14 protein-coding genes and 1 pseudogene are annotated in these 21,404 nt (G+C 70.7%); 4 read left to right on the top strand and 11 right to left on the bottom strand.

Going from position 1 to position 21,404, the window contains the following annotated elements:
* Nucleotides 1–98: 98 nt before the first annotated feature.
* The 6 genes from ABZ532_RS07250 to ABZ532_RS07225 all read right to left on the bottom strand — a co-directional run bounded on the left by ABZ532_RS07250 (nucleotide 99) and on the right by ABZ532_RS07225 (nucleotide 11,677).
* Complete coding sequence (locus ABZ532_RS07250; protein ID WP_361280182.1) at nucleotides 99–1,949, bottom strand: GMC family oxidoreductase; 1,851 nt, start codon at nucleotides 1,947–1,949, stop codon at nucleotides 99–101.
* Nucleotides 1,950–2,029: 80 nt separating this feature from the next.
* Nucleotides 2,030–3,658: a succinic semialdehyde dehydrogenase gene (locus ABZ532_RS07245; protein WP_361280180.1), complete on the bottom strand. Its 1,629-nt coding sequence runs from the start codon at nucleotides 3,656–3,658 to the stop codon at nucleotides 2,030–2,032.
* Nucleotides 3,659–3,996: 338 nt separating this feature from the next.
* Complete coding sequence (locus ABZ532_RS07240) at nucleotides 3,997–5,643, bottom strand: serine/threonine-protein kinase (protein WP_361280179.1); 1,647 nt, start codon at nucleotides 5,641–5,643, stop codon at nucleotides 3,997–3,999.
* Between the two features lie 220 nt (nucleotides 5,644–5,863).
* Nucleotides 5,864–8,572 carry a serine/threonine protein kinase gene (locus tag ABZ532_RS07235; RefSeq protein WP_361280177.1) on the bottom strand — a complete coding sequence of 903 codons (2,709 nt, stop codon included), beginning with the start codon at nucleotides 8,570–8,572 and terminating at the stop codon, nucleotides 5,864–5,866.
* 125 nt (nucleotides 8,573–8,697) lie between these two features.
* Complete coding sequence (locus ABZ532_RS07230; protein ID WP_361280175.1) at nucleotides 8,698–11,058, bottom strand: protein kinase; 2,361 nt, start codon at nucleotides 11,056–11,058, stop codon at nucleotides 8,698–8,700.
* Between the two features lie 127 nt (nucleotides 11,059–11,185).
* Entirely contained in the window at nucleotides 11,186–11,677 is a 492-nt protein-coding gene (locus tag ABZ532_RS07225) for a CGNR zinc finger domain-containing protein (protein WP_361280174.1), read from the bottom strand.
* On the opposite strand from ABZ532_RS07225, the pseudogene ABZ532_RS07220 reads away from it, so the two are divergent.
* Nucleotides 11,604–12,238, top strand: a pseudogene (locus tag ABZ532_RS07220) (metallophosphoesterase); the annotation flags it as partial. The gene ABZ532_RS07225 and the pseudogene ABZ532_RS07220 sit on opposite strands and share 74 nt — an antisense overlap.
* 78 nt (nucleotides 12,239–12,316) lie before the next feature.
* Here ABZ532_RS07220 and ABZ532_RS07215 read toward each other — a convergent pair.
* Entirely contained in the window at nucleotides 12,317–14,023 is a 1,707-nt protein-coding gene (locus ABZ532_RS07215; protein ID WP_361280173.1) for a glycerol-3-phosphate dehydrogenase/oxidase, read from the bottom strand.
* A 255-nt stretch (nucleotides 14,024–14,278) separates the two neighbouring features.
* On the opposite strand from ABZ532_RS07215, the gene ABZ532_RS07210 reads away from it, so the two are divergent.
* Nucleotides 14,279–15,520, top strand: a complete 1,242-nt coding sequence (locus ABZ532_RS07210) for a nucleotide sugar dehydrogenase (protein ID WP_361280172.1) — start codon at nucleotides 14,279–14,281, stop codon at nucleotides 15,518–15,520.
* A gap of 95 nt (nucleotides 15,521–15,615) precedes the next feature.
* The gene (locus tag ABZ532_RS07205) at nucleotides 15,616–16,086 is read left to right on the top strand and encodes a hypothetical protein (RefSeq protein WP_361280171.1); all 471 of its coding nucleotides are present in this window, start codon (nucleotides 15,616–15,618) and stop codon (nucleotides 16,084–16,086) included.
* Between the two features lie 116 nt (nucleotides 16,087–16,202).
* Here ABZ532_RS07205 and ABZ532_RS07200 read toward each other — a convergent pair whose 3' ends face one another.
* The 4 genes from ABZ532_RS07200 to ABZ532_RS07185 all read right to left on the bottom strand — a co-directional run bounded on the left by ABZ532_RS07200 (nucleotide 16,203) and on the right by ABZ532_RS07185 (nucleotide 20,624).
* Nucleotides 16,203–17,327 carry a GuaB3 family IMP dehydrogenase-related protein gene (locus tag ABZ532_RS07200; RefSeq protein WP_361280170.1) on the bottom strand — a complete coding sequence of 375 codons (1,125 nt, stop codon included), beginning with the start codon at nucleotides 17,325–17,327 and terminating at the stop codon, nucleotides 16,203–16,205.
* Nucleotides 17,328–17,435: 108 nt separating this feature from the next.
* Nucleotides 17,436–18,938 carry an IMP dehydrogenase gene (gene guaB / locus ABZ532_RS07195; protein WP_361280169.1) on the bottom strand — a complete coding sequence of 501 codons (1,503 nt, stop codon included), beginning with the start codon at nucleotides 18,936–18,938 and terminating at the stop codon, nucleotides 17,436–17,438.
* A 128-nt stretch (nucleotides 18,939–19,066) separates the two neighbouring features.
* Entirely contained in the window at nucleotides 19,067–19,654 is a 588-nt protein-coding gene (locus tag ABZ532_RS07190) for a sigma-70 family RNA polymerase sigma factor (protein WP_361280168.1), read from the bottom strand.
* 358 nt (nucleotides 19,655–20,012) lie between these two features.
* The gene (locus ABZ532_RS07185) at nucleotides 20,013–20,624 is read right to left on the bottom strand and encodes a response regulator transcription factor (protein ID WP_003948568.1); all 612 of its coding nucleotides are present in this window, start codon (nucleotides 20,622–20,624) and stop codon (nucleotides 20,013–20,015) included.
* A gap of 382 nt (nucleotides 20,625–21,006) precedes the next feature.
* Between ABZ532_RS07185 and ABZ532_RS07180 the strand changes: the two genes are divergently transcribed.
* Complete coding sequence (locus tag ABZ532_RS07180) at nucleotides 21,007–21,336, top strand: WhiB family transcriptional regulator (protein WP_361280167.1); 330 nt, start codon at nucleotides 21,007–21,009, stop codon at nucleotides 21,334–21,336.
* Nucleotides 21,337–21,404 lie beyond the last annotated feature (68 nt).

Genomic DNA, 21,404 nt, shown 5'->3' with positions numbered 1-21,404 from the left:
TGGACGGCCGGGCGGGCCACAGAGCAAGAGAGGCGCTGCACTCGGAGGGGGGTGCAGCGCCTCTCTCCTGTCTCGATGTCCGGGCGTCGCCCGGTGGGTCACTTCTTCGGCGGGACCGCGGGGATCCCCAGGAACGGCAGGTTCAGCGCGCCGAAGGCATCCGCCGGGACGGCCGGGGACTTCGGCGCGACCGGTGCCAGACGCTCGTACGCCGCGCCCTGCTCCGGGCGGGTGTCCTCCTCGCCCTTGTTGGGCCAGAACGACATCGCCCGCTCGGCCTGGGCCGTGATCGTCAGCGACGGGTTCACACCGAGGTTCGCGGAGACGGCCGAGCCGTCGACGACAGAGATCCCCGGGTGGCCGAAGAGGCGGTGGTACGGGTCGATCACCCCGGACTCGGCGGAGGCGCCGATCGGGCAGCCGCCCAGGAAGTGGGCGGTGATCGGGGCGCCCACAAGCTCACCGACGTTGGAGCCGGCGAAGCCGTTGATCTCCTTGGCGATCAACGTGGCGGCCTCGGTGGCCGCGGCGATCTGCGTGGGGTTGGGTGCTCCGTGCCCCTGGCGGGCGGTGAGCAGGCCCTTGCCGAGGCCCTTCGGTTTGCGGTAGGTGGTCAGCGAGTTGTCCAGGGACTGCATGACCAGCCCGATGATGGTGCGCTCGGACCAGCGGCGGTTGGAGAGGGCGCGCATCGCCAGCAGGGGGTGCCTGGTGATGTGCGCGGCCCAGCGTGCGACCCGGTGCTTGGCACTGAAGGGCACCTGCAGGACGGTGACGAAGCCCATCGCATTGGAGCCCTTGCCGTAGCGGACCGGCTCGATGTGGGTGTCGGCGTCCGGGTGGATCGACGAGGTGATCGCGACACCCCGGGTGAAGTCGACCTTCTTGGTCCCGTGAGCCTTGCGGTAGCGGCGGTTGTCGGTCTGGGCCCCGACGATCGCCTCCGAGTTGGTACGGGTCATCTCGCCGAGCCGCGCCGAGATACGAGGCAGCAGCCCGTTGTCCCTCATGCGGTGCAGCAGCGTCTGGGTGCCGTAGGTCCCCGCTGCGAGAACGACCCGCTGTGCCGTGAACGTACGCCCCTCGCCCTTGCGCTTCCTGTCCGTGGGCAGCGTCCTGACAGCCACGCCGCCGCGCGCGTCCTCGGTGACCGCGACGACCGAGGTCATCGGGTGGATGACCGCGCCCGCCTTCTCGGCGAGGTAGAGGTAGTTCTCGTTGAGGGTGTTCTTGGCGCCGTGCCGGCAGCCGGTCATGCACTCGCCGCACTCGGTGCAGGCGCGGCGCGTGGGGCCCGCGCCGCCGAAGTACGGGTCGGGCGCCTCCGCGCCCGGCTGGACCTTCGCCGTGCCGCCGGTCCCGTCCTCGGCGGAGGCGTCCTTGCCGTCGCCGAAGAACACGCCCACCGGTGCCATGTGGAAGGTGTCGCCGACGCCCATGGCCTCGGCGGCGGCCTTCAGATGCACGTCGGACGGGGTCGTGGTGGGGTTGAGCCGCACGCCCAGCATCCGCTTGGCCTGGTCGTAGTATGGCTTCAGCTCCTCCTGCCAGTCCGTGATGCCCTTCCACTGCGGGTCGTTGAAGAAGGGCGCCGGCGGTACGTACAACGTGTTGGCGTAGTTGAGGGAGCCGCCGCCGACCCCCGCGCCCGCCAGCACCATCACGTTGCCCAGCAGATGGACGCGCTGGATGCCGAAGAGGCCGAGGGCCGGAGCCCACAGGTAGTTGCGCACGTCCCAGGAGTTCCTGGGCAGGGTCTCGCGGGTGAAGCGGCGGCCCGCCTCCAGGACGCCGACGCGGTAGCCCTTCTCGCTGAGGCGCAGGGCCGAAACCGAGCCCCCGAATCCGGAGCCGATGACGATGACGTCGTAGTCGTATGCGGAGTCGGTGCCGCTCTCGTCGTTCTCGTCCTGGTTCCGGGCATCTGAGGACGCAGGAAGATCGGACATGGCTCTCCTCGGTGCGGGTGCGGGTGGTACGGATGGGGCGGCTGGCGTAGGCGACGGAGGCGGTGGCGGTGGCGGTGGCGTCAGCGAAGACGCAGGGCCTTCATCGCCTTCAGCGACGTGCTCATCAGAGCCGCGTACTTCTCGTCGTCCAGGCCGAAGGACGGGGCGAGGGGCATCAGCCGCTGGTGGGCGACGGTCTGGGCCTCCGTGTACTTGAGGATGCCCTCGGAGCCGTGCCTGCGGCCGAGGCCGGAGTCCTTCATGCCGCCCATCGGGGCCCGCACACTGCCGTACGCGGGTGCGTAGCCCTCGTTGATGTTGACGGTGCCGGTGCGCAGCCGGGCGGCGACCGCGTGACCGCGCCTGCCGTCCTTGGTCCAGACGCTGGCGTTCAGCCCGTACGCGGTGGCGTTGGCCTGCTCGATGACCTGGTCTTCGTCCGTGAAGCGGTAGACCGAGACGACCGGCCCGAAGGTCTCCTCCGCGCACACGGCCATCGGCGCCTCGACCCCGTCGAGGATGGTCGGCTCGTAGAAGTAGGGCCCGATGTCGGTGCGGTGGACGCCGCCCGCGACCAGGGTCGCGCCCTTGGACACGGCCTCCTCGACATGGCGCTTGACGTTCTCGAGCTGGCGCTCCCCTACGAGGGAGCCCATCTCGGCCCCGTAGGCGAGGGAGTGGCCGAGGCGCATCGCCTTGGTACGGGCCGCGAACCGCTCCAGGAAGGCATCGGCGATCGACTCGTGCACGTACAGCCGCTCGATGGAGATGCAGAGCTGCCCGGCGGAGGAGAAGCAGGCGCGGATGGCGCCGGCCGCAGCCTTGTCGACATCGGCGTCGTGCAGCACCAGCATCGCGTTCTTGCCGCCGAGCTCGAGGGACACGCCGACGAGGCGGGCGGCGGCGCCCTGGGCGACCTCCCGTCCGGTGCGGGTGGAACCGGTGAAGGAGACGTAGTCGGCGTGCTTGACGACCTCGGGGCCGACGACCGGACCCTCCCCGATGACCACCTGGAAGACCCCGGCCGGGAGCCCCGCCTCGATCAGCAGGTCACGGGCCCACAGCGCGGTGAGCGCGGTCTCGGTGTCGGGCTTCATCACGACGGCGTTGCCCGAGACGAACGCGGGCAGCGCGTCGCCCACGGAGAGTTCGAGCGGGTAGTTCCAGGGGGCGATCTGGCCGATCACTCCGCGCGGCTGACGCAGCTCGGTGGTCCTGGTGAGCAGCGGCACGGCGCCGGTGTGCCGCTTCGGCTTCAGATACGACGGCGCCATGCGGCCGTAGTGCCGGGCCGCGATGGCGACACCCAGCACCTCTTCATGGGCGTGCAGCCTGGTCTTGCCGGTCTCCAGCTGGATCAGGTCGAGCACCTCGGCCTGGCGCTCCAGCACCAGGTCGTGGAAGCGGAGCAGCACAGCGGCACGGGCCCGCGTGGAGGTCGCGGCCCAGGCGGGCTGGGCCTCGCGGGCACGGGCGAAGGCCTCCGCCACGTCATCGGGTGTGGACTCGGGCAGATCGGCGAGCTTCTCCCCGGTGAAGGGGGTGTGGTTGGCGGTGCGGCCGGAGCCGACGACACCACGGGTGAGCTGGGCGACCACCTCGGGCGTGACCACATCGGCGGCGCTGCGCACCCCGGCAGGGGCGGGGGCGACCGGGTTGGTGCCGAGGGGGGCGCGGGAGCGGGGAGCGGGGGCCTGCGAGTCCGTCATGGGGGCGAGAGTATGACGCAATCACGCCTTTGGGTACCCGTCGGTAACAGCTTTTCGGGAGCTCCACACAATCGCGCCAGTGATCGCTGGCAGATAAGCCCTGATCAGGGGCTTACGACCGCCACGGGGTCCCCCTGCGGCAATTTCCCCGGCTCTTCTCCGGGTCTCACTCCGGTCTCGCTGCGGTCCCGCTCCCGTCTCGCTGCGGTCCCGCTGCCGTCTCGCTACGACTCAGAGCCCGCTACGGAACGTGCAGTGCCGTCGGCGCACGCCACGCGCCCGCACTCCGCCGGCACGGACATGGCCCGTGAGGATTCCGCCTTCCCGGTACACCTGGGTCAGCCGTCGGAGGGCGGGGGCTGCCAGCTCTGGAGCACGGTGTCGAACTGCTGCCTGATCTTGACCCAGCTCCCGGCCGGACCCGACATGTAGACGGCGTACTCGGTGCCGTCATCCGCGTAGTAGACCTGGTCGATCGCACGGCGCACGCCGGGGTGGTCCTTGGTCTCGTTCCAGGTGAACTCCCAGAGCGCGGAGTCCGTATGGTCGCGGAAGGTGTTGGCGTGCAGGGTCAGCCGGTCGTACTTGGGCAGCCGCTTCTCGACGATCTTCTCCACGTCGAGCATGTGCATGTACGGATTCTCGAAGTCGGGCTCCGGATCGATGCTGATGCGGATGCGATGGCGCCCGTTGTCGGGCGTGTAGTCGATCTGGTTGCCGTCCAGCTGCCGCGTCCAGCCGTCCGGTACGAGCAGACTGAAGCCCTCCGGGTCGGTGACCCGGGTGAAGCCCTTCGGGGTCTTCCCGGACGAAGTGCCTCCGGTGTTCCCGGCGTTGTCACCGCCGCCGCTCGCGGCGTCGGACGTGGTGGACGAGTCGGACCCTTTGGCCTTGGTGCCTGTGCCGCCGTCCGCGTACTCGACGGCCGCGTATGCCGCGCCACCGGCGACGGCCGCCACCACGGCCACGGCGAGCAGCGCCCTGCGCCAGCGACCGGGCCGCTTCGCGGGGCGCGCTGGCCGGTAACCGGGTCCGGAGCCCGGCGGCTGCGGCGGGACCGGGGGCCGGCCGCCGGGGACTGTCAGATGCGCGGTCGCCGCCCTGGTGCCCTCCTCCCGGCGCACCGACTGCGTCGGCACATACGCCTGCGCCACCTGGGGTCTACGCCCCTCCATCGCCTCCAGCAGCATCCGTTCCAGCTCGGCGGCCGACGGTCGCTCCTCGGGCTCCTTGCGCAGCAGCGCCGTGATGACCGGGCCCAGCGCGCCCGCCTTCCCGGACGGCTCCGGTTCCTCGGTCACCACGGCCTGCATCGTCGACAGCGGAGAAGTGCGGCGGAACGGCGAGGTGCCCTCGACGGCGGTGTAGAGCGTGGCGCCGAGGGACCAGAGATCGGACGCGGGCCCCGGATCGGCGCCCCGCACCCGCTCGGGGGCCAGATAGTCGATGGAGCCGACGATCTCACCGATCCTGGTGATGGTGGAGTCGCCCTCGATGGCGGCGATACCGAAGTCCGTGAGCAGGGCCCGGCCGTCCGAAGCGAGCAGTACGTTCCCGGGCTTGACGTCTCGGTGCAGCACCCCGGCCGCATGCGCGGCCCGCAGCGCGCCCAGCACGTGCAGACCTATCCTGGCCGCCTCGGCCACGGCCATCGGGCCCGACTCCTTGGCGGCGTCGGCGAGTGACGGCCCGTCGACATACTGCATGACGATCCATGGACGCCCGTCGTACTCGAGGACGTCGTGCACGGTGACCACACCCGGGTGGGAGATGCGGGCGGCCGCCCGGGCCTCCTTCTGGGTGCGGGCGTGCAGCACGGCACGGTCGGCCTCGGACACATAGAGCCCGGCGGTGAGCTCCTTCACGGCGACGGTTCTGTGCAGGAGTTCGTCCTGGGCGCGCCACACCTTGCCCATGCCGCCGCGACCGATGCTCTCCGTGAGCCGGTACCTCCCGGCCAGCAGCAGTCCCGCTCCTGTACTCATGCTCTCCACGCGACCCGTGCCCCCGCCCCGTTCCTTGAAATGACAGGTTACGAAGGGGAGGTACGTACAGGGAACAGAGGTCGGCTCACTAACTCACACCGTTACTCGATGGTTGCGACGCGCGGTCACCTCCATCCGTGCACAGGACGGACGATGGCCCCCATTCCGGTCAGGCGGCCCGCACCGACCCGACCGTCGATCACTTACCGTGACCAAAGCGTCAGCTGCTCGGCCGGTACGCCTTCGTCGCCTGCTGGTAGATCTCGGTGACCTTGTCGCGTTGCCCCTCGGGGCCGATGACCTGGATCACGTGATAGCGATCGCCCACGATCATCGCGAGGTTGCGGACGTAGACCTCGCGTCCGCTGCTGTCCTGCCAGGTGAACTGTCCCTCGGCCATCGCCTGTTTGCCGATGTCGATACGACGCAGCCCGGATGCCGATGACCAGGTGGATTCCCGGAACGGCTGCAATTCGCGCTCCGTGCCCCGCTGGTAGGCCATCGGGTCCGAGCCGCCCGCCTGCACCGAGTCCCGGCCCGGCACGACGATGAGCGTGAAGTCGCCGCCGGAGTAGCGGACCTGACCGCTGTCGTTGATGGGCCGCCGCTGCCAGGTCTTGTCGACCGCGATCCGGAATCCCTCCGGGTCGGTACGCAGGACATAGCCGTCGGCGAGATCCACGGCCGAGGTGGAGGTCGGGGGCTGCTGGTCGTCCGGGGCATCTGAAGGCTGCTGGGCCCCGGACGGGCGGCTGCTGGGACCGGGGAGCGCGCTACCGGCCGCTGACTGGTCGGACACCGCTCCCGCGGGCGAGGACGACGGCGTCCGATCCTCTGACTTGGGCATGAACAGCACGGCGTACACGACAGCAGCGGCGAGCGCCAGCAGGATCAGTACCAGCAGCAGACGGCCGAGTGAACGCGGGCTGCGGCTTCCCGTGTGCGGTGTACGCGAGTTCCGGGACGCCCGCGGTTCCCGCGACTGACGGGTCTGACGGGACTGACGGGACTGACGGGGCTTCCTGTGACGATGCCTGCCATGAGTGGAGTCGGGCAGCCCGGCACGGCGCCGGCGGACCAGCTCGCCACGGCGGCGTACGACGGGCAGCCGCGTACCGTCCACGGACGGGAGCGGTATCACCGCGGTGCCCACGTCGGGCTCGGGCGCGGACCTGATCAGCGACCGCAGCCAGCCGCGGAGTTCCTCGACATCAGGGCGCTCGGTGGGGTCCTGACGCAGCAGCGACTCGACGACCGGGCGCAGGGGGCCGCACTCCTCAGCGAACGCGGGAGGCTCGGCGCAGACCATCTGCACCAGCTCAGCCGCGCTCTCCTCTGGGTAGGGGGCATGGCCCTGCACGGCACGGAACAGCAGTGCCCCGAGTGCCCAGAAGTCGGTGGCGGGTCCGACCGGTGGGGCGAGTTGCCAGGTCCCGTGCACGGGGCCCGCCTGCTCGGGCGCCCAGCGTTCGGTGACCGCCCCGACCACGGCGATCCGCGCCTGGCGGGCCCGCTCGGCGGCGAGTGGGGTGGCGGGGCCCCGGTACTCGGGGGCACCGGGACCTTCGGCGACTACCTCGTCCCAGCCCGCGGTGCCGGTGTTCGCGCCCTTGCCGGCGCCGGTCCCCGGCCTGTGGGCCTGGACGGGCAGGCGCTGGGCGTCGGCGCGCAGCGCGTCGGTGCCGGAGGGTCCGCGGCCGTACGGAGACGACCCCCCGCCCGCGGCGATGGGTGCGGAGGCGTCCGCGCCGCCGCGTGGGCCGTCGCGCCAGGTGCCGGCAAGCCGGGCACGGTGCGGGTCGCCCGGGTAGCCGTCGAAGTCGTCGTCGTCGGTGTCGTCATAGTCGGCGTCATCGACCAGGTCGTGGAAACCGCCCGTGTCCGCCGGACGCGACCACCAGTTGGGAGCGGGTACGGGTGCGGGCACGGGCCCATCGGGTACGCCCGGGTGGTGCAGCCGCCCGATGCCATGGCCACTCTCGCCGTGGCCGCCCGCCTCGTCGCCGGACTCGTCGTGCTGTGCCCCCTCGCCGGGACGCCCCGCCGCACGCGCACCGGCGCGGTAGGCGGCGATGGCGCCGGAACGCTCGGCGGGCGTGGCGGGCGTGGCGGATGTGTCAGCGGACTCCTCGCCGAAGCCGTAGCCGTAGGCCGGGGGTGTGTACGGGGTCCCTGCGCCGGGCTGCCAGGGCAGGACCGGAACCGCACGGGACGGCGCGTGCGCGTCAGCCGGATCCGGCCCGGCCGCCCGTTCCGACGGATCCGACGGCTCGTCCATGTCCGCTTCGATCACCTGGTCGGCCGGGTCCGGGACCGGCGCATAGCCGCACAGGGCCTCTTCCGCCGCGCCTGCGGCAAGGCCCGTCAGGACGACCCTGCCGTCGTCGCAGACCAGGACCGTGCGGACGGTGATGTTGCGGTGGGTCCAGCCATGCACATGGAGGGCACGCAGCGCGGTGAGGACATCCGAGCCGATCTCCGCCGCCCGATAGGGGCTCAGCGGCTTCTCGGCGAGCAGCGCCGCGAGCGGGCGGGCCGCGATCAGTTCGCTCACTATCCAGAGCGAACCGTCCTCCGCGAACACGTCGAAGACCTGGTCGAGCCGTGGATGGTCGGGGATCTGCGCCGCGGCCTGGGCCGCCTCGACGGCCCGACGCACCGCTGGATCAGCCGGGCGTCGGCTCGTACCAGCGGAGGGACGGCGCGACTGCCGTCCGTACCCGTGTCCGGCCGGACCCGCGGCACCGGACGCAGCCGCCGCGTCGAGCACTTCCGCGTCCACGACCTCCGGCAGCGGCACCTGCCGGACGACGACCTCCTGACCGCTGTAGGTGTCGAAGGCGCGGGTCTCGACGAGTTCGTACTCGTCGGACGGCGGAAGCGGCAGGCGGTAGCGCTCGGCGAGCACCCGTCCCGCGTAGTCGTCCACGAACGCCTCCCCACCAGCGCACGGTCCCCCGGTCCCGAAGACGCTACGAAACCGTCAAATCCGTTCACCCGAACGGCTGCTTGCGACTTCGTACGGTCTTCGGTCTCTCACGATACGTGGCTTGTTCAGGACTTGGGGGCGAACGTGGCGAACGCCGTCTCGCGCAGGGTCGTGCACTCCTTTCCGCCCCACTCGCTCGCCTTGCAGCTGACCATGATCGAGTAGCCGTGGCCCGCGTCGACCTTGAAGCCGCGATTGAGCACCCGCACGCGCTGTCCGCCCTGGTTGCGCTCGAAGCTCCAGTCGGCGGCGGTCGGGTAGCCCTTGTACTCAACGGACTTGATGCTGAGGGTGTCGTAGCCGTCGCTGCTGGCCGCCACGGCCGCGACCGCCTGCGTCCACGCCAGCTTCGCGTCCCCGCCCGGGCTGCCGGTGAAGTCGACCTGGACCCGGGGGAAGGCGCCCTTGGAGGCGTTGAAGATGCCGCCCGAGTTCTGACCCGCGATATCGGTCATCCGGAAGCTCGCCGGCAACGCCATGCTGAAGTGGAACTGGCTGTTCGTCACCATCGTGTATCCGGCCGGGATTCCCCCCGCCGCACCACCAGCGGGGCCGCCCGGCTTCGGGCCGCCCGACGGCTGCGTCCCGGCCGAGCTGCCTGCCGTGCCCGGACTCGTGCCCGTGCCGCCCTCGGTGTCCTTGCCGCCGTCGACTCCCTGGTCAGGGTCCCCCTTGGTGCCGTTGGTGCTGTCCTGGCCCTGGTTCTTGCCGTCGCCGCCGGAGGTGGCACCGCCGCTGGCCGCCGCGCCGTTGCCCGGCTTGCCCTGGCCGCCGGCCTTGTCGTCGTCGCCGTTGAACGCGAAGGCGAGCACGGTCGCGAGCACGGCCAGCGCGGCGACCACCGCGATGATCACCAGAGTGCGTCGGGGCACCACATCGGTGAGCGGCGCCCGCACGGGTGCGGTCCGCGTGCTGGTCGCGCCCGGTGCCCCCGTGGGGCCGGACCCGGGCTGCACCGCCGCGTTCTTCGCCGCCGCGTTCCGCACGGAGCGCAGGGCGCTGCGCACCCGGTCGGCAGCCGCGTCGGCGGCTTCTTTGGTGCGCTCCTTGGTGAGGTTCCTGGGACGCTCCTTGGCGCGGTCCTGCACCGGCGCGCCGGGCTCGGGCGGCAGCGGGGGCAGGGGCACCACTCGCGTCGCCTCGGGGGACGGCTCGGGCACCCGGGCAGGCGGGGCCTCGGGCATCCGGATGACGTCGAGCAGCAGGGCACGGGCACCCGCGTCGTCCAGCCGCTGCGCCGGATCCTTGGCCAGGAGACCGTAGATGACCTCCTCCAGCGGGCCCGCGTTCTTCGGCGGGTCGAGCGGCTCGGTCATGACCGCGGTGAGCGTGGCGATCGCCGAGCCCTTGTCGTAAGGCGGGCAGCCCTCGACGCTCGCGTACAGCAGACCGCCGAGCGACCAGAGGTCGGCGGCCGGTCCCGGCTTGTGGCCCCGGGCGCGCTCCGGCGAGATGTAGGAGGGTGCGCCGACGAGCATGCCGGTGGACGTGATGGACGGGTCGCCCTCCACCTGCGCGATCCCGAAGTCGGTCAGGACGACCCGTCCGTCGGTCTCGATGAGCACGTTGGACGGCTTCACATCGCGGTGCAGGATCCCCTCGCGGTGCGCGGAACGCAGCACGTCGAGGATCGCGAGGCCGACCTCGGCCGCCCGGCGGGGCGTCAGGAGTCCGTCCTCACGCACCACTTCGGCCAGCGACTTGCCCTCGACCAGCTCCATCACGATCCAGGGACGGTCGTCCTCGTCGACCACGTCGTAGACCGTCACCGCGTTGGCGTTGCGGATCCGGGCGATCGCCTTGGCCTCGCGCAGGGTGCGGGTGATGAGGCGGCGCTTCTCGTCCTCGTCGATGCTGCTGGTGAAACGGAGCTCCTTCACCGCGACGGTGCGTCCGAGCATTTCGTCGACGGCACGCCACACGGTGCCCATGCCGCCGCGCCCGAGCACCCCGCCGAGCCGGTAGCGTCCGCCCAGCAGGCGCCCCTCCGCCGAGGGCTTCATGGCGGCGGCACCACTGCCGGCACTGCGCGTGTGGGTGTCCGCGCCCTTCGCTGTACCGCGCTTGGCGGCTGACGCCTCGTCCTTGCCTTCGCGCGAGACCTCGGCGCCGTCCGCGCCGGAGTCCGCGGCCCGGTCCGGTTCGGCCCCGGCGTCGCCGCTCCCGGTGTCCGGACCCGCGCCCGTGTCATCGCCGGCAGAGGCTTCCTCGGCGCCGTCGGCGTGTTCCGCGCCAACGGGCTCGGCGCCCTTGTCCGGCTTGGCGCTCTCCGGGGGCTTCGCCTCCGCCGTCTTCCTGACCGTCTTCTTGCCGGCGTCCGTCCCCGAGCCCCCGTCAGAGCTCTTCGCCACGGCGCCCTCGGCGTCCTGGTCAGTGTCCCGCGAGGGCTCCGGTGCCGTGTCCTGCGACTGCTCCGCCTCCGACATGCGTCCCCTCTGCGATCCCTGATCCCCGCCCGCGTATGCCGCTTCCACGCGATGCGGTAACGCGCCCTGGAAGAGTTCCCATTCTCCCTTATTCCAGGACCGCCGATACTCCCGGGTCCTCCGTGCGTCAGGACGAGGAGGAAGGCCCGTCGGCTGCCATGCGCTGACGTCGGTAGTAGCGGGCTGCCCGGGCGCGGTTTCCGCAGGACGGCTTGCACCATTCCTGCCGCCCGTGGCTCTTGAGGAAGTAGCGCACACAGCGGGGCGCGGAGCAGGCATGCAACTGCGCCCGCTGCGGGCCGCTCAGGAAGTCGACGGCAGCACGGGCCAAGGCCGCCACGAGCCGGATCCCCGGATCACGCTCCGTCGGCAGCAGGCGGGCCACTGGGGACCCTTCCGGCGGCCAGTCCAGCCGCGGGACGACCGCTTCACGGGCGGCGACCTCGTTGAGACGGGCCAGTGCCCGCTCGGCCGGTGGCAGTTGACGTGCATCCGCTGCGCTCGCCGGAGCGGGACTGACCGCCTTGGCGAACAAGGCCCGGACCGTCGACGCCCTCCTGGTCACCGGGGACATCGCCGACCACGGCGCTGAAGCCGAATACGAGGAGGCGGCCCGCATCCTGACGGCCCCTTTCCCGGTGCTCACCTGCCCCGGCAACCACGACGCGCGTCCTGCCTACCGCAAGGCCCTGCTCGGTGAGGCTCCCGGCCACGACCCCATCAACCGGATCCATCACATCAACGGGGTCGCCATCCTGATGTGCGACTCGACGATCCCCGGCCGCGACGAGGGCCGCCTCGACGCCCAGACCCTCGACTGGATCGACACCCGGCTCACCGGACTGCCGCGGGCACCCCGGCGCTGATCGCCTTCCACCAGCCGCCTGTCGCACTCCACCACCCGCTGCCCGACTCCGGGATGCTCGAACAACCCGGACAGCTGGCCGCCTTGCTGAACGCGCACCCGCAGGTGGCCGCCGTGCTGACCGGGCACGCCCACACCGCCGCCGCCTCGACCTTCGCGGCCCGCCCCCTGATCGTCGGACCGGCCGTCACCTGGACCCTGCGCATGCCCTGGGAAGGCGACCGCCCCGCAGACCGCGACCAGCCGCCCGGCCTCGCCTTCCACATCCTGGGCGAGGACCGGCGCCTGACCACGCACTACCGCGTCATGCTCTGACGAACGCCCCCGACGCGGCACCCGCACAAGGCCGGGTCGGGGCCTGAGGCCTGTCCCGCAACCCCCAGCGGGCGCACGTCAGATCGGGACGATGTCGGGCGCACCGAGCCGTGCCGCGTCGGCCGTCAGGTCGTCCGGCTGACGCTGGGACTCCCGCTCGGCCTCCACCCGCTTCTCGTAGTGCTCGACTTCCTTCTGGATCTGCTCCTTGTCCCAGCCGAGCACCGGCGCCATCAGCTCCGCGCACTCCCGGGCACTGCGGGCGCCCCGGTCGAAGGTCTCGATGGAGATCCTCGTACGCCGGGTGAGGACGTCATCCAGATGGCGGGCGCCCTCGTGGGACGCGGCATACACGACCTCGGCCCGCAGATAGTCGTCGGCGGCGGCGAGCGGCTCACCGAGCCCGGGGTCCTTCGCTATGAGGTCCAGCACCTCCTCGGTCATGGAGCCGAAGCGGTTCAGCAGGTGCTCCACCCGGGCGACATGGATGCCGGTGCTCTCGGCGATCCTCACCCGCGCGTTCCACAGAGCCCGGTAGCCCTCGGCGCCCATCAGCGGCACATCCTCCGTGACGCAGGGCGCCACCCGCTGGTCGAGGCCGTGCACCGCCTCGTCCACGGCGTCCTTCGCCATCACCCGGTACGTCGTGTACTTGCCGCCGGCGACGACGACCAGGCCGGGGGCCGTATGGGTCACCGTGTGCTCGCGGCTGAGCTTGCTCGTGGCTTCCGACTCTCCCGCGAGTAGCGGGCGCAGTCCCGCGTATACCCCCTGGACGTCATCGCGGCTCAGCGGCACGGCCAGGACGGAGTTGACGTGCTCCAGCAGATAGTCGATATCGGCGCTGGAGGCCGCGGGGTGCGCCTTGTCCAGGTCCCAGTCGGTGTCCGTGGTCCCGACGATCCAGTGCCGGCCCCAGGGAATGACGAAGAGCACGGACTTCTCGGTCCGCAGGATCAGCCCGGTGGTGGAGTGGATCCGGTCCTTGGGCACCACCAGGTGGATGCCCTTGGAAGCCCTGACGTGGAACTGGCCGCGCTCGCCGATCAGGGCCTGGGTGTCGTCCGTCCACACCCCGGTGGCATTGACGATCTGCTTCGCCCTGACCTCGTACTCCCCGCCCGCCTCCACGTCCTGCACCCGGGCGCCGACGACCCGCTCGCCCTCCCGCAGGAAGCCGACCACCCGTGCCCGGCTGGCGACCTGGGCACCGTAGCTCGCCGCCGTGCGCACCAGGGTGGCCACGAAGCGGGCGTCATCCATCTGGGCGTCGTAGTACTGCAAGGCCCCCACCAGGGCGTCCTTGCGCAGACAGGGCGCGACGCGCAGCGCGTGCGTGCGGCTGAGGTGGCGGTGGACCGGCAGACCGCGGCCATGGCCCGACGACACCGACATCGCGTCGTACAGCGCGACACCCGATCCGGCGTAGAGCCGCTCCCAGCCCCTGTGCTGGAGCGGATACAGGAAGGGAACGGGCCGCACCAGGTGCGGTGCGAGCCGCTCCAGCAGCAGCCCGCGCTCCTTGAGTGCCTCCCGGACCAGCGCGAAGTCCAGCATCTCCAGGTAGCGCAGCCCGCCGTGGATGAGCTTGCTGGATCTGCTGGAGGTGCCCGACGCCCAGTCGCGGGCCTCCACCAGCCCGGTGGAGAGTCCGCGTGTCGCGGCGTCCAGCGCGGTGCCGGCGCCGACCACTCCCGCGCCGACCACCAGCACGTCCAGCTCGCGCTCCGCCATCGTGGCCAGTGCCTCGGCACGCTGGGCGGGCCCCAGTGTCGCTGTCCTCACGGCTGCCTCCCGTCGCCCTCATTGGGTGGGACTCACACCTCGATTCTGTCCGCACTCCCCTGCTTCAGCCACCGCCTGTGGACAACACTCGGAGGGCCTGCGTCGCGCAATGCCATATTTCGGTCATATTTACTCCTAGTCTGACATTGCGCTGGCTTGTTCTGGCTCGCCCTGGCTCGTCCGTCCACAGAACTTGCGAGCAGCGTCCCCTTCGGCTACAGGAGCTTCGGCTACCGGGAAGGACGGCTCACCGCCATGCCCGCAGATCTCGCCGTCATCGGACTAGGCCACATCGGACTGCCGCTCGCCCACGCGGCCGTGACCGCCGGCATCCAGACCATCGGTTACGACACCGATCCGCGCACCGTCGCCGAACTGGCCGCGGGACGCCCGCCGGTGGACGGCTCACTCAGTGCCGCCGACCTCCGCCGCATGCTCGCAGGCGGCTTCCGGCCCACGACCGACCCCGGACAGCTCGGCCGCGTCCGCACCGCCGTCATCTGCGCCCCCACTCCCCTCGGCGCCGACCGGGCCCCCGACCTGACGGCCGTCGACGAGGCCGCCCGTGCCCTGGCCGTGCGACTGCGCCCGCACACCACCGTGGTGCTGGAATCCGCGGTCCCGCCAGGCACCACGGAGAGCCGTCTGCGGACCGTTCTCGAAGCCGGATCAGGACTCCGGGCGGGCCATGACTTCGCACTCGCCCACTCCCCGAGCCGACTCGATCCCGGCGACCGGTCCCCCGGCTGCGCCGCGACGCCCAGAGTGATCGGCGGGCTCACACCGGCCTGCACCGAAGCCGCCGCCGCGTTCTACGGGCGCCTCACCGACAAGGTGGTCAGGGCGCGCGGACCACGCGAGGCGGAGACCGTCCGGGTGCTCGAAACCAACTTCCGGCATGTCAACATCGCCCTCGTCAACGAGATGGCGGTCCTCTGCCATGAACTCGGCGTCGATCTGTGGGACGTCATCCGCTGCGCCGAGACCAAGCCGTTCGGCTTCCAGGCATTCCGGCCGGGACCCGGCGTCGGCGGGCACGGCATCCCTCTCGACACCATCGGCACGCACCGGCCCCTGCGCCTGGTCGAGCTGGCCGGCCGGATCAACGACAGCATGCCGGGGTACGTCATCCAGCGCTGCGCCGCGCTGCTCAACGAACACGGGAAGTCCGTACGCGGCGCACGCGTACTCCTTCTCGGGGTCACCTACAAGGCGGATCTCGCCGACCCCGCGGGCTCACCCGCACCCGAGCTCGCCGGGCGGCTCCGGGAGCTGGGCGCGTCCGTCACCTACCACGACCCGTACATCTCCGACTGGCGCGTCCAGGACAGCCCTGTCCCCCGCGCGGACTTCCTCTACGAAGCCGCGGCGGACGCCGATCTGACGATCCTTCTCCAGCACCACCGCACCTATGACCTCCAGGGTCTGTCGGTGAAGGCCCAGTTGCTGCTGGACACCCGGGGGGTGACCCCGGCAGGCGCCGCGCACCGCCTCTGAATCCCGATGAGCGTTGTCGCACGAAGGTGCTAGCCTCCAACGCCGCTTGTCGCACATCCGTGCGCTCTTATCTCAACTCATGGGGGAACTTCAGCATGTCCGCATCCATGCCGCCGTCCGGCAACCCGTTCGCCACCGCCACCGCCCCGGCGCCGGCACCGGCACCGGCCCGTAACAACGTCGCCCTCGGGCTGCTGGCCGCACTCGTCGCCGCACTCGTCGCGGCCGCGGCCTACGGCGGCATCGCCGGGGGCATCGAGCGGGAGATCGGCTACGCGGCCATCGGCGTCGGCTTCCTCGTGGGCTTCGCCGCGGCGAAGGTGGGCGGGCGCAACCCGGTGCTGCCCGTCGTGAGTGCCGCGCTCTCGCTTGGCGCGGTCTACCTGGGGCAGCTTCTCGCGATCGCGATCATCCTGTCCAAGGCGTCGGGCGTCTCCCTGCTGGACACGTTCCTCGACAGCTTCAGCCTGTTGACGGGGATCTGGGGCGAGAGCCAGGACTTCATGACCTACGTCTTCTTCGCGATGGCCGCGCTCGCGGCGTTCGGCGGCGCGAAGAAGGCGTGACCTTCGGTTGACGGCGGGGCCGCGGGGCGCAACGCACCCCGTAGGCCGCCGTCACACGGGCCACGAGGCCCGTCGGTGCGGGGCAGGCGTCAGAGCCCACCCCGCACCGCGCGGCATCAGCGCTGGTGCTGGGAGTCCGCGACGGTCACCTCGACCCGCTGGAACTCCTTCAGCTCGCTGTAGCCCGTCGTCGCCATCGCGCGCCTCAACGCACCGAAGAAGTTCATCGAGCCGTCCGGGCTGTGCGAGGGACCCGCGAGGATCTCCTCCGTCGTGCCGACAATGCCCAGGTCGACGAGCTTTCCGCGCGGGACGTCCTCGTGGACGGCCTCCATGCCCCAGTGGTGGCCCCGGCCGGGGGCGTCGGTGGCGCGGGCGAGGGGGGAGCCCATCATCACGGCGTCCGCGCCACAGGCCACGGCCTTGGGGAGGTCGCCGGACCAGCCGACACCACCGTCCGCGATGACGTGGACGTAACGGCCACCGGACTCGTCCATGTAGTCGCGGCGCGCCGCGGCGACGTCCGCGACCGCGGTGGCCATCGGGACCCGGATGCCCAGCACGTTCCGCGTGGTGTGCGCGGCGCCACCGCCGAAGCCGACCAGGACGCCCGCCGCACCCGTGCGCATCAGGTGCAGCGCGGCGGTGTAGGTGGCGCAGCCGCCGACGATGACGGGGACGTCCAGTTCGTAGATGAACTGCTTGAGGTTGAGCGGCTCGGCAGCTCCCGAGACATGCTCGGCGGAGACGGTCGTCCCGCGGATGACGAAGATGTCCACCCCCGCGTCGACGACGGCCTTGGAGAACTGGGCGGTCCGCTGCGGCGACAGCGCCGCGGCCGTGACGACCCCGGAATCACGGACCTCCTTGAGGCGCTGCCCGATCAGCTCTTCCTTGATCGACGCTGCGTAGATCTCCTGGAGACGACGGGTCGCGCTCTCGGTGGGCAGCTCCGCGATCTCGTCCAGCAGTGGCTGCGGGTCCTCGTAGCGGGTCCACAGACCCTCGAGGTTCAGCACTCCCAGGCCGCCCAGCTCGCCGATGCGGATCGCGGTCTGCGGCGAGACAACCGAGTCCATCGGGGCGGCGAGGAAGGGCAGTTCGAATCGGTAGGCATCGATCTGCCACGCGATCGAGACCTCCTTCGGGTCCCGGGTACGCCGGCTCGGTACGACGGCGATGTCGTCGAACGCATACGCCCTGCGGCCGCGCTTGCCGCGCCCGATCTCGATCTCAGTCACGATGTGTGGCCTTTCCCTCTACGTCTGCGTCTACCAGTATCCCCGACGCATACGCCAGGGGCGGTCCCGGGAATCCCCGGAACCGCCCCTGACGAAACGAACCCGCCGCTACTTCCTGCTGTAGTTCGGCGCCTCGACCGTCATCTGGATGTCGTGCGGGTGGCTCTCCTTGAGCCCCGCGGACGTGATCCGTACGAACCGGCCGTGCTCCTGGAGCTCCGGCACCGTCTGGCCGCCGACGTAGAACATCGACTGGCGCAGACCACCCACCAGCTGGTGGACGACCGCGGAGAGCGGGCCACGGTAGGGCACCTGCCCCTCGATGCCCTCGGGCACCAGCTTCTCGTCGGACGCGACGCCCTCCTGGAAGTAGCGGTCCTTGGAGAAGGAGCGCTGCTCACCACGGGACTGCATGGCTCCGAGCGAGCCCATGCCGCGGTACGACTTGAACTGCTTGCCGTTGATGAACAGCAGCTCGCCGGGCGACTCCTCGCAGCCGGCGAGCAGTGAGCCGAGCATCACCGTGTCGGCCCCGGCGACCAGGGCCTTGGCGATGTCGCCGCTGTACTGGAGGCCACCGTCGCCGATCACCGGGACGCCCGCCGCCTTGGCCGCGAGGGACGCCTCGTAGATCGCGGTGACCTGCGGGACGCCGATACCGGCGACGACCCGGGTGGTGCAGATCGAGCCCGGGCCGACACCGACCTTGATGCCGTCGACACCGGCGTCGATGAGCGCCTGGGCGCCGTCGCGGGTCGCGACATTGCCCCCGATCACATCGATCGAGCCATTGGACTTGATCTTGGCGACCATGTCGCCGACGAGCTTGGAGTGGCCATGGGCCGTGTCCACGACGATGAAGTCGACACCGGCCTCGATCAGGGCCTGGGCACGCTCGAACGCGTCACCCGCGACACCGACGGCCGCGCCCACGATGAGCCGGCCGTTCTTGTCCTTCGCCGCCTGCGGGTACTTCTCCGCCTTGACGAAGTCCTTGACCGTGATCAGGCCCTTGAGGATGCCGTGGTCGTCGACGAGCGGCAGCTTCTCGATCTTGTGGCGGCGCAGCAGCTCCATGGCGTCCACGCCGGAGATGCCGACCTTGCCGGTGACCAGCGGCATCGGGGTCATGACGTCCCGCACCTGCTGCGAGCGGTCGGTCTCGAAGGCCATGTCGCGGTTGGTGACGATGCCCAGCAGCTTGCCCGCCCGGTCGGTGACCGGGACACCGCTGATGCGGAACTTGCCGCAGATGGCGTCGGCCTCGGCCAGCGTGGCGTCCGGGTTCACCGTGACCGGGTCGGTGACCATGCCGGACTCGGAGCGCTTGACCAGGTCGACCTGGTTGGCCTGATCGGCGATGGAGAGATTGCGGTGCAGCACGCCCACGCCGCCCTGGCGGGCCATGGCGATGGCCATCCGGGCCTCGGTGACCTTGTCCATGGCGGCCGACAGCAGCGGGATGTTGACCCGGACATTCCTCGAGACGAACGAGGAGGTGTCGATCTCGTCGGGCGCCATGTCGGACGCGCCCGGCAGCAGGAGCACATCGTCGTAGGTCAGCCCGAGTGTCGCGAATTTCTCGGGCACTCCGTCGACGTTGGCAGTCATGACACCTTCCCCAGATGGCCTTGCTCGGTGCGGATGTCCATGCTAACGGGATCCGCCCGTGTCTCATTCCACGATCAAGATCACAGAGCAGCTTTGTGTGTTCATACGTTCATGAGGGGCTGTCGCACTCACTGCTCCGCGAGTGCCCGCAGCCTGCTGAGCGCCCGGTGCTGCGCCACCCGCACGGCCCCCGGGGACATCCCCAGCATCTGCCCGGTCTCCTCGGCGGTCAGCCCGACGGCGACCCGGAGCACCAGCAGCTCCCGCTGGTTCTCCGGCAGATTGGCGAGCAGTCGCTTGGCCCACTCCGCGTCGTCGCTCAGCAGCGCCCGCTCCTCGGGGCCCAGTGAGTCGTCCGGGCGTTCGGGCATCTCGTCGGACGGCACGGCCGTGGAGCCCGGATGCCGCATGGCGGCCCTCTGGAGATCGGCCACCTTGTGCGCGGCGATCGCGAAGACGAACGCTTCGAACGGCCTGCCCGTGTCGCGGTAGCGCGGCAGCGCCATCAGGACGGCGACACAGACCTCCTGCGCGAGGTCCTCCACGAAATGACGGGCATCACCGGGCAGCCGGCTCAGCCGCGTACGGCAGTAGCGCAGGGCGAGCGGATGCACATGCGCGAGCAGATCGTGTGTCGCCTGCTCATCGCCGTCCACAGCGCGCAGTACGAGTGGACCGATCACCCCGCGGGCATTCACCGCCTCGTCGTTGCGCATCGATCCATGGTGCCTTGACTGCCATTGATCTGTGGCACCGCGTCCGTAGTTGTGCACCGAAGCGTTATGAGCAGGTGCGCCGGATGTCATCTCCTGCGCCCTCCCCTTGCGCTCGACCGACCTGTCCCCGAGAACCTCCACACCTCAAGCATGCGGCATCCCGCGGGAAACGTGTGCCCGCGGGCCGGGATAGCCACGCCAACCGACGGGCGGGTGTGGGCGGTGCCACTCCTGGCGCCGCCCACGGAACCACGCTGTGCGCCACGTCCGGCCCCCCTCGCCGGCCACGCCCCCACCGCGAGGGGCGCGCACCGTGAGCCTGCTCACCGGGCACAGGCCCGGCCTCGCCAGGCACGGCTCAGCGAACCAGGCCCCAGCGGAAGCCGAGCGCCACCGCGTGCGCCCGGTCCGAGGCGCCCAGCTTCTTGAACAGTCGCCTGGCGTGGGTCTTCACCGTGTCCTCGGAGAGGAACAGCTCCCGCCCGATCTCGGCGTTCGACCGGCCGTGGCTCATGCCTTCGAGCACCTGGATCTCACGCGCGGTGAGCGTGGGCGCAGCGCCCATCTCCGCCGAGCGCAGTCTGCGCGGGGCGAGCCGCCAGGTCGGGTCGGCCAACGCCTGGGTCACCGTGGCCCGCAGTTCGGCGCGCGAGGCGTCCTTGTGCAGATAGCCGCGGGCGCCGGCGGCCACGGCGAGCGCGACGCCGTCCAGGTCCTCGGCGACCGTGAGCATGATGATCCGGGCACCGGGGTCGGCGGAGAGCAGCCGACGGACCGTCTCGACGCCGCCCAGTCCGGGCATGCGTACGTCCATAAGAATCAGGTCCGAGCGGTCGGCGCCCCATCGGCGGAGGACTTCCTCGCCGTTGGCCGCGGTCGTCACACGCTCTACGCCGGGCACGGTTGCGACCGCGCGGCGGAGCGCCTCTCGGGCGAGCGGGGAGTCGTCGCAGACGAGGACGGATGTCATGGCCGCCCTCCGCAGCTGATGCGCGTCACCTTGAGCCTCCAGGCTGGTTACGTATCGTCACCTGTGCGGTTGACGCACCCGGATTTCTGCCCGAGTGCTTGTTCTCTCAACCGCCTCCGCACTCTCAACGACGGTCACTCGAAAGAGTTACGGGTGCGATGGGCGCCTTCGGCACTCTACGTGAGGAGCCGCGCACGGAGGAGAGCAACACGGCTCACCAGCAACTCTGACGGCCTCTATGCCCCATTTAGCGGCTTTTCTTCCCTTTTGCTGGTGTCTGTGGCTAGATTCGCAATGAGTCATATTTACATCTACTAACACCGTAGATGTACGGTCAGAGCTTCAGGCATCCACTCAGCACGGTTACAAGGGGACATGCGCTATGGCAGATTTCTCCCGCCTTCCCGGACCGAACGCCGATCTGTGGGACTGGCAGCTGCTCGCAGCGTGCCGTGGGGTAGACAGCTCACTCTTCTTCCATCCCGAAGGGGAACGCGGCGCAGCGAGAAGCGCACGCGAGAACTCGGCGAAAGAGGTCTGCATGAGGTGTCCGGTGCGTGCGGAGTGCGCGGCGCACGCGCTGGCGGTGCGGGAGCCCTACGGGGTGTGGGGCGGACTGACGGAGGACGAACGCGAGGAGCTCATGGGGCGGGCACGGAACCGGCTGATCCCGGCATCGAGCGCAGGCGGTGCCACCGGCGGCCATACCTGACCCGCTGAGTCGAGAACATACGAAGAAACGTTCCTGCACGGGCGTCCGACTGCGCCTGGGCATCCGTC

It is taken from the genome of Streptomyces sp. NPDC019396 (assembly GCF_040632375.1).
Classification (GTDB): domain Bacteria; phylum Actinomycetota; class Actinomycetes; order Streptomycetales; family Streptomycetaceae; genus Streptomyces.
Note: the sequence above shows the minus strand (reverse complement) of the source record. Positions and strands in the feature narration are given on the sequence as shown.

Excerpts from the sequence above, each read along its gene's own strand:
- ABZ532_RS07250 (WP_361280182.1), bottom strand. The coding sequence starts at position 1,949 with ATGTCCGATCTTCCTGCGTCCTCAGATGCCCGGAACCAGGACGAGAAC.
- ABZ532_RS07240 (WP_361280179.1), bottom strand. The coding sequence starts at position 5,643 with ATGAGTACAGGAGCGGGACTGCTGCTGGCCGGGAGGTACCGGCTCACG.
- ABZ532_RS07205 (WP_361280171.1), top strand. The coding sequence starts at position 15,616 with ATGTCCGCATCCATGCCGCCGTCCGGCAACCCGTTCGCCACCGCCACC.
- guaB (WP_361280169.1), bottom strand. The coding sequence starts at position 18,938 with ATGACTGCCAACGTCGACGGAGTGCCCGAGAAATTCGCGACACTCGGG.
- ABZ532_RS07180 (WP_361280167.1), top strand. The coding sequence starts at position 21,007 with ATGGCAGATTTCTCCCGCCTTCCCGGACCGAACGCCGATCTGTGGGAC.
- ABZ532_RS07185 (WP_003948568.1), bottom strand. The coding sequence starts at position 20,624 with ATGACATCCGTCCTCGTCTGCGACGACTCCCCGCTCGCCCGAGAGGCG.
- ABZ532_RS07210 (WP_361280172.1), top strand. The coding sequence starts at position 14,279 with ATGCCCGCAGATCTCGCCGTCATCGGACTAGGCCACATCGGACTGCCG.
- ABZ532_RS07190 (WP_361280168.1), bottom strand. The coding sequence starts at position 19,654 with ATGCGCAACGACGAGGCGGTGAATGCCCGCGGGGTGATCGGTCCACTC.
- ABZ532_RS07230 (WP_361280175.1), bottom strand. The coding sequence starts at position 11,058 with ATGTCGGAGGCGGAGCAGTCGCAGGACACGGCACCGGAGCCCTCGCGG.
- ABZ532_RS07225 (WP_361280174.1), bottom strand. The coding sequence starts at position 11,677 with ATGCGGGCCGCCTCCTCGTATTCGGCTTCAGCGCCGTGGTCGGCGATG.
- ABZ532_RS07245 (WP_361280180.1), bottom strand. The coding sequence starts at position 3,658 with ATGACGGACTCGCAGGCCCCCGCTCCCCGCTCCCGCGCCCCCCTCGGC.